This is a genomic window from Aeromonas sp. 1HA1 (assembly GCF_029237385.1).
GTDB classification, from domain to species: domain Bacteria; phylum Pseudomonadota; class Gammaproteobacteria; order Enterobacterales; family Aeromonadaceae; genus Aeromonas; species Aeromonas popoffii.
Genome location: NZ_JAACGC010000058.1, coordinates 20,695 through 28,418, shown reverse-complemented (window position 1 = coordinate 28,418; position 7,724 = coordinate 20,695). Strand labels below are relative to the sequence as shown.

The following is a 7,724-nucleotide window of genomic DNA, read 5'->3' as shown; positions in this document are numbered from 1 at the left end:
AGCGAACAGGGATTGCAGGCTGGAGCTCACTCTGGGAAGGCTGGCAAACACTGCAAAGTAAACTGGACGGCTTTATTGCCGCCAAAGAGATGATGGCTTCGGGGATCAAGATCTGATCAAGAGACAGTCTCCATGCTCTCCAGCCCGTTTTCCCCGAGGGGCAGCTCCCGGCTGCGCTCGGACGGGCCAGTTTCAGCCATGGCGGGAGAGGCAGTGCCCGGCGCGGGACGACCCGCAGCCACCGGGTTCTCCCCGGCGCCGTGCCATTGATTGTGCAAAAGATGGGAGGGCTGCTGCAAATCCTCAGATATCGTCTCTGTATCACGGTGCTGGTTGCGCAATATGTTGGGGGGCAGGAGTATGCTCTCGATCACCTCCCCCGCCTGCACCACGTTGACCAGGTATTCGATGAGGTTGCTGAGCTCGCGCACGTTGCCGGGCCAGCGATATCCCTCAAGCAGGCCCATCACCTCCGGGCTCAGCCCCGGATAGATGAGGCCAATGCGGCTGGTGTGCAAGTTGAGGAAGTAGTGGGTCAGCAGCGCCACGTCCCCTGCCCGCTCGCGCAGCGGCGGCAGGTGGATGGGGATGACGTTGAGACGATAGAAGAGGTCTTCGCGAAACTTGCCCTCGGCAATGTACTGCTCCAGATGCTGGTGGGTCGCGGCTATGATGCGAATGTCCACCGGCACGGGGCGGCTGGCGCCGATGGGGGTCACTTCCCGCAGCTCCAGCACCCGCAGCAGTTTGGCCTGCATGGTGAGCGGCATGTCCCCTATCTCGTCGAGAAACAGGGTGCCCTGATGGGCGGCCTGGATCAGCCCCTGCTTGCCGCCACTGGAAGCGCCGGTGAAGGCCCCTTTCACGTAGCCAAACAGCTCGCTCTCCAGCAGTTGCTCCGGAATGGCGGCGCAGTTGATGGCGATGAAAGGCTTGTCATGGCGAGGGCTGTGGCGGTGAATGGCGCGGGCCACCACCTCCTTGCCGGTACCGCTCTCACCGCAGACCAGCACGCTGGAGGGGCTCAGGGCGATGCGATGGAGCAGTTTTTTCAACGCCCGCATCGGCTTGCTTTCGCCGATCAGCAGCGCCATGCCCTCGTCCGGCTCCAGCGGTTGGCTCAGGGCCGGATGGGACTGGTGAAACGCCATCAGAAACAGCTGCTGGCCCTGCACATGGTGCAGCTGGCCTATGATGAGCTCCTGGCGATCAGCCAGTGTGATGATGTGCTGCATGTGCCCGGTCAGCCCCTGCTGGGCGAAGGTGAGCGGACGCACGCCAATCTCGCGCCCCAGCAACTGCTCTTGCTGGCAGTTGAGCTGCTTGAGCGCCACCTCGTTGGCATAGCGCAGCTGGCTCTTCTCGTCGAGCAGCAGGCAACCCTGATCCATGTGACTCATCAGGGTCAGGAACACCTTGTTGACCCCGTCTGACAAGCCACGGGAATCGAGCAGCTTGGCCACGAAGATGCAGGAGATGTGCTGCACATAGTCGCACACCTCCTGCAGGTTGTTATTGAGGCGGGCCTGCTGCTCGGCGTTGAAGGCCACCAGGCTGATGACCCCGATGCAGGTCTCCTCCACCATGATGGGCACCCCGAGGAAGGCGCGTTCCCGGCAGCTATCCTTGCAGCTGCACCCCTCACAGACAGGATCCTCGCTGGTGTGGGTGACTATCTTCTCGCTCTGGTGCTCTATCACGTAGCGCAACAAGCGGGAGTCCCCCTCCAGCTGGCGGCCGAAAAACGTGCCGTAAGGCCCGGTTCCCGCCACCCGCACCATGTTGGCGTCGACGATTTCCACTTCCAGTTGCAGCACGCTGGCCAGCATCTTGGCAAAGCGCAAGATGGTGGGCTGGATCTGCATCAACAAACATTGGTTACTGACGGACATCATGCTGTTCATCCCTTGGCTCCCACCCAGGGTGGGATTCATGCTGGCCAGATACTATGCCAATTCGACGGCAGCAACTTCGCCGAGGATCACGAAAAGGGAACTTGCACTCCCCCCTCTGCCGGGAGTGAGAGTTGGCGCAGACAGGGGAAAATAAGAGCGAAGGAGCAAGCCAGGGACGCCAGCAGGCGTCCTTGCAAGCAACACGGGGTCAACCGCCCAGATGCAGGGCCAGCCAGACCGCCAGCGGGATCACCACGACCGAGAGCGCATTGCCGCCGAGCACGATACTGGCCACCTTCTCGGGCTGGCACTGGTACTGCTCGCACAGCATGTAGTTGAGCACCGCAGGGGGCAACGCCACCGACAGCATCAGCAGCGGGATCCACTCCGCCTGCAAGGGCAGCAACCAGACCGCCAGCCAGAGCGAGACGCCGCCCGCCAACAGGTAGAGCAGGTTGCACTTGAGGGCGAGCCCCAGGTGGTCAAGCTCCCCTTCCATCAGGCGGATACCGAGGGCAAACAGCATCAGGGGCACCGAGATCTGGCCGAGCAAGGAGGCGCTGGTCACCAGGTATTCCGGCAGCGCAATGTGCAGGTTAGCCACCAGCAAACCGGCGAAGGCGGCCCACAGCACCGGGCTGCGCAGCCAGAGCCAGCGGGAGGTGTTGGCCGAGAGGATGAACATGCCCACCGAGAAGTGGAGCAGGTTGGAGAGCACGAACAGTATGATAATGGCGCCCAGCTGCTGCTCGCCAAAGGCCAGCACCATCAGCGGAATGCCGAGGTTGCCCGTGTTGCGAAACATGGCGGGCAGGATCAGCGCCGGCCGGCTGATGCTTGTTAGCCTGAGCAAGGAGAGCAGCAGACCCGGCAACAGGATAACCAAGGCCCCCGCCGCGATGAGCGGCAGGTGGGCCATCAGCGCCAGCGGGTACTTGACCAGTGCCGAAAACACCAGCGCCGGGGTAAACAGCTCGATATTGGCCCGGTTGACATAGCCCAACGCCCCGCCCGGCCGCAGCCGGCCATAGAGTGCGCCGAGGCCCACCACGGCAAACACGGGGATGACGATATTGAGCAGTGCGCTGAACATGGGCGGGCTCTTTACAGTTCGCGGGCGGGTGGCCCCATCAGCAAGACGGGATCCAGTGTCACTTCCAATGTGCCGTTGCTGACCCAGAGCTGACCGTCGGAGATGGTGCAGGTGAGGTGCATGGTGCGCGCCACCATGGCGGTCAGTGGCAGGGTCTGACTGTCGGAAAGCTCGATCACCGTGAGGTTGTCGTGCTGGCTGAGCTTGCCCTGATTCTGCTTCCACCAGACGTGGGTGCCACGGCCACCGTAGAGGTAGAGCACCACATGACGGGAGCGGTTGCACGCCTTCTTCAGACGGCGCTCGTCGGGCTGGCCCAGTTCGATCCAGAGCTCGATTTCGTCGGAGTAGTTCTTGCGCCACAGCTCGGGCTCGTCGTCGGCACTGAGCCCCTTGGTGAACTCCAGCCGCTCGGCGGCGTGCCAGGCGAAAGCCGCCAGCCGGATCATCATGCGCTCATCGGTCTCGGAAGGGTGACGAGCCAGGGTCAGTGAGACGTCCTGATATTGGTGGCGGTCCATGTCGGACAGGCTGAGTTGAGCCTTGAATACGGTTGCCTTGAGAGCCATAGAAACCTTGAATACCTTGAGTGATCAATCCGGGGTGGAAAAACTGCGCGTCAGTGTAATCAAAATCGGCGATCGGTTCGACCACCTTGACCACACATTTGGCCTGAGCCTCGCGGATAAGTGTCGAAAAAGGCTAAAAAAAAATGCCAGTCCGAAGACTGGCATTTGGCGGTATGAACGAAAGAAGCGTATCACTTCTCGGCGGACTTGACCCCGAAGGCATTGAGCAGCAAGCAGCAGGTCACTGCCACCGCCACAAACCCGCTCAGGAAGATAAAGGGCATGGCCCCGTATCCCAATACAGTCCAGATGGTTTGTTCAAGCAGACTCATTATGTGTCCTTCATCCAGTGAAATGGGTGTTCCTTTCGTGACGGGGTTATCTCCCCGTTCCTGATGACGCTATTTGACCCCAACCGGCGCCTGAGTCCTATGCCACCAAAGTAATAAATAGGGGGCTACTTTGCGCTGGATCAACAATTTAGCCCTTGGCCAGGCCAAATATGGACACAATTCAACCCATGTTGCCTGCCGCCCCTTCAGGGATCGCACAAAATGCAGGAGGCGACCCGGGGGTCGCCTCCTTGAGATGGGCCCTGCCGTCACCGGCACGACACTCTGCTTAATAGAAGCTCAACTGCTCCGCCGCCATCGCCTTGAGACGCTCACAGGGTGCAAAGCGGTCGCCGTAGCGTTTCTGGTAGTGCTCGAGGCGCCCCACCAGATGTGCTATGCCGAGCGTGTCCATGTAACGGAACGGGCCGCCGAGGAAGGGCGGGAAGCCGATGCCGAAGATGGCGCCTATGTCGCCGTCACGGGCCGAGGCCACCACGCCGCTGTCCAGCGCCATGGCTGCTTCGTTGAGCATCATCAGCACGCAGCGTTCGGCCATCTCCATCCGGGATTGCTTGGGCACAGGCTTGACTCCCAGCACGGCGTAGACGCTCTCGTCCACCGTCTTCTTGCCCTCTTTGCCGGTCAGCTTGTTGCGCGGCGCCGCCTTGCCGTAGAGGTAGAAGCCCTTGCCGTTCTTGCGTCCCTTACGATCGTTTTGCAGCAGCTTGTCGAACGCCTTGGGCGCCTGGAACTGCTCGCCGCCCAGCTCTTTCTCCAGAATGGGGGAGATCTTGGCACCCACGTCTATCCCCACCTCGTCGAGCAGGGCGATGGGGCCGACTGGAAAACCGAAATCGAGCAGGGCACCATCCAGCACCTCCACCGGCTCCCCTTCCAGCACCAGCCGCGCCGCCTCGTTCATGTAGGGGGCCAGGATACGGTTGACGTAGAAACCGGCCTCGTCTTTCACCACGATGGGCGTCTTGCCCTGGGCACGGGCAAACGCCAGCGTGGTGGCCACCGTCTCGGCACTGGTGCCAGCGTGAGGAATAATCTCGGCCAGCGGCATCTTGTCCACCGGGCTGAAGTAGTGCAGCCCCACAATCCGCTCCGGGTGCGCCGCCTCGGCCGCTATCTGGTGAATAGGCAGGGAGGAGGTGTTGGAAGCAAAGACGGTGTGGTCACCGCATTCGCGCTCCACCTCCTTCACCATCTGATGTTTAAGCGCGAGATCTTCAAACACCGCCTCCACCACCATGTCCACCCGGTGAAAACCCGAGTAGTCCAACGTGCCTGACAGCAGGCTCATCTGCTTCTCCAGCTCGCTGCGCAACATGTGGCGACGCTTGAGCTTCTTGGCCAGGATCTCGTAGCTGTAGCGCATGGCATTGCCGATACCGGCGTTGGCCACATCCTTGATCCGCACCGGCACCCCCGCCTTGGTGGCGGTCACGAAGGCGATGCCGCCCCCCATCAGGCCCCCGCCCAGCACGGCGGCGTGAGTGACCTTGCGCGGTTCGGCCCCCTGATAGGTGACCTCCTTCTTCATCTCGGTGGTGGCAAAGAAAATGGAGCGCAGGGCGGCGGATTCCGCCGTCATCACCAGCTCGCCAAAGTGGCGGGATTCGGCGGCAAGGCCTGCCTGCATGCCCTCTTCCACCCCGATGCGTACCACCTCGAGGATCCGCTCCGGCGCCGGGTAGTTGCCCCGGGTCTTGGCTTTGACCCCCTTGCGGGCCTGATCGAACAGGACCTTGCGACCCAGCGCATTGGTCTCCAGCAGCTTGCCCTGCAGATCCCGCTTCAGCTCGTGGCGGGGTTTGCCCTTCTTGGCCAGCTTGATGGCGGCCGCAAGCAGGATGGAAAGTGGTACCACATCGTCCACCAGTCCCAGTTTTTTGGCCTGTTTGGCTCTTACCGGCTTGCCGGTCAGCATCAGATCCAGTGCCTTGGCCACCCCGATGAGGCGCGGCAGCCGCTGGGTCCCGCCAGAGCCCGGCAGCAAGCCCAGTTGCACTTCCGGCAGTCCCAGCACGGTTATACCGTGATCGGTCACCACCCGGCCATGACAGGCCAGCGCCAGCTCCAGCCCGCCGCCAAGGCAGGGGCCATGAATGGCGGCGATCACCGGGATGGCCAGCGACGCGATCTCGGCAAAGATCACCTGCCCTTCCCGCGACAGCGTCTGGGCATCCTGGGCACTGCTACAGGCCGCCAGCATGCTGATGTCGGCACCGGCGATGAAAGAATCCTTCTTGCCGGAGACCACCACCAGACCGATCAGCTCCTTGTTGGCCTTCACCTCGGCCAGCACGGTGCGGACCTCGTCCACGAAGGCGGCCTTCAGGGTATTCATGCTCTCGCCCGGTACATCCATGGTGAGAATACCGATGCCATCCTGGCGTACCGCCAGGGAAAAACTCTTCTCGCTCATCACTCTACCTCCAACACCATGGCCACACCGAGCCCACCCGCCGCACAGGCGGTGTTAAGCCCCAATCCCCCACCCCGACGACGCAGCTCGTGCAGCGTCTGGGTGATCATGCGCGCGCCCGTCGCGGCAAAAGGATGGCCGTAGGCCAGGGAGCCACCGAGGACGTTGAACTTGTCCATGTCCACTTCACCTATGGCTTGGCTGCGCCCCAACTTGTCACGGGCAAACTCGGCGCTCGCAAACATCTTGAGGTTGGCCAGAGTCTGGGCGGCAAACGCCTCGTGCATGTCGATCAGGGTGAGATCGGCGAGGGTGATGCCGGCGCGGTCCAGCGCCAGCGGCGTAGCATAGGAGGGACCCATCAGCATGTCCTGCCAGACATCGATGGCAGAGAAGGCGAAGCTGCGGATATAGCCAAGCGGCTCAAGTCCCAGCTCTTTGGCCCGCCCTTCGCGCATCAGCAGCACCGCGGCGGCGCCGTCGGTAAGCGGGGTGGCGTTGGCGGCGGTCACTGTGCCATGCACCCGGTCAAACACGGGTTTGAGCTTGGCGTAGCTCGCCAGATCAGACGCTTCGCGGATGTTGTTGTCCCGCTCCAGCGGCGACGTGTAGGGGGGCACATGGGCGGTAAACACCTCGCCGCTCAACTTGCCATCGGCCCAGGCTTGCGCCGCCAGACTGTGGGAGCGGTGGGCCAGCGCATCTTGCGCCTCGCGGCTGATCTGGTGGCTCTTGGCCATCTGCTCGGCGGTCTGCCCCATGGAGAGGCCAGTGGAATACTCGGCCACAGCGGGCGGCACCGGCATCAGATCCTTGATCCTCAATGTCCGCAGAATATTGAAGCGCTGCTGCAGGTTACGTGCCTTGTTGAGGTCCACCAGGGCGCGCGCCAGCTTCTTGCTGACGCCGATGGGCAGCACGGAGGAGGAGTCTGCCCCGCCGGCGATGGCGATGTCGACCGTGCCGGCCATGATGGATTCGGTGACGTTAGCCACCGCCTGGAAACTGGTGGCGCAGGCGCGCGACACGCTATAGGCATCCGTGGTAACGCTCATGCCGGTGCCGAGCACGATTTCGCGGGCTATGTTGGGCGCTTCCGGCATCTGTACCACCTGGCCGAACACCAGCTGGTCGATGAGTGTGGGATCGAGATCGGTGCGGGCGAGCAGCTCGCTCACCACCAGCTTGCCAAGATCCACCGCGGGCACGCCGTGAAAGGCGGTGGCCTGCTTGGCAAAGGGGGTACGCAAACCCGCCACGACGGCAATCCGTTCGCCCTGGCGAGTCGTCAGTTTCAATGGCTGTTTCATCCTGGCTCCTTGGGTTAAAAGGCAGAGGTCTGACCTCATTGCGCCACATCTTAACAATCCACTCACAAATTTCATACGGCTGATTGAA

6 protein-coding genes are annotated in these 7,724 nt (G+C 62.2%); all 6 read right to left on the bottom strand.

The features are described from left to right. Positions 1 to 116 precede the first annotated feature (116 nt). A complete protein-coding gene (locus tag GWQ22_RS16305; RefSeq protein WP_345893645.1) occupies positions 117 to 1,895 on the bottom strand; it encodes a sigma 54-interacting transcriptional regulator in 1,779 nt (592 codons plus the stop codon). Positions 1,896 to 2,103: 208 nt separating this feature from the next. Then, positions 2,104 to 2,988, bottom strand: coding sequence for an AEC family transporter (locus GWQ22_RS16300; RefSeq protein ID WP_275930953.1), 885 nt, complete (start codon positions 2,986 to 2,988; stop codon positions 2,104 to 2,106). An 11-nt stretch (positions 2,989 to 2,999) separates the two neighbouring features. Then, on the bottom strand, positions 3,000 to 3,557 hold the full coding sequence (locus GWQ22_RS16295; RefSeq protein WP_042037313.1) for a YaeQ family protein: 558 nt from the start codon (positions 3,555 to 3,557) through the stop codon (positions 3,000 to 3,002). Between the two features lie 191 nt (positions 3,558 to 3,748). Next, the gene (locus GWQ22_RS16290; RefSeq protein ID WP_005301193.1) at positions 3,749 to 3,889 is read right to left on the bottom strand and encodes a TIGR02808 family protein; all 141 of its coding nucleotides are present in this window, start codon (positions 3,887 to 3,889) and stop codon (positions 3,749 to 3,751) included. Positions 3,890 to 4,178: 289 nt separating this feature from the next. Continuing rightward, positions 4,179 to 6,326 (bottom strand): fatty acid oxidation complex subunit alpha FadJ, encoded by a 2,148-nt coding sequence (fadJ, locus tag GWQ22_RS16285; protein WP_275930952.1) that lies wholly within the window; start codon positions 6,324 to 6,326, stop codon positions 4,179 to 4,181. Further along, complete coding sequence (fadI, locus tag GWQ22_RS16280; RefSeq protein WP_042037315.1) at positions 6,326 to 7,636, bottom strand: acetyl-CoA C-acyltransferase FadI; 1,311 nt, start codon at positions 7,634 to 7,636, stop codon at positions 6,326 to 6,328. The genes fadJ and fadI overlap by 1 nt, the downstream gene beginning before the upstream one ends. Positions 7,637 to 7,724: the final 88 nt, after the last annotated feature.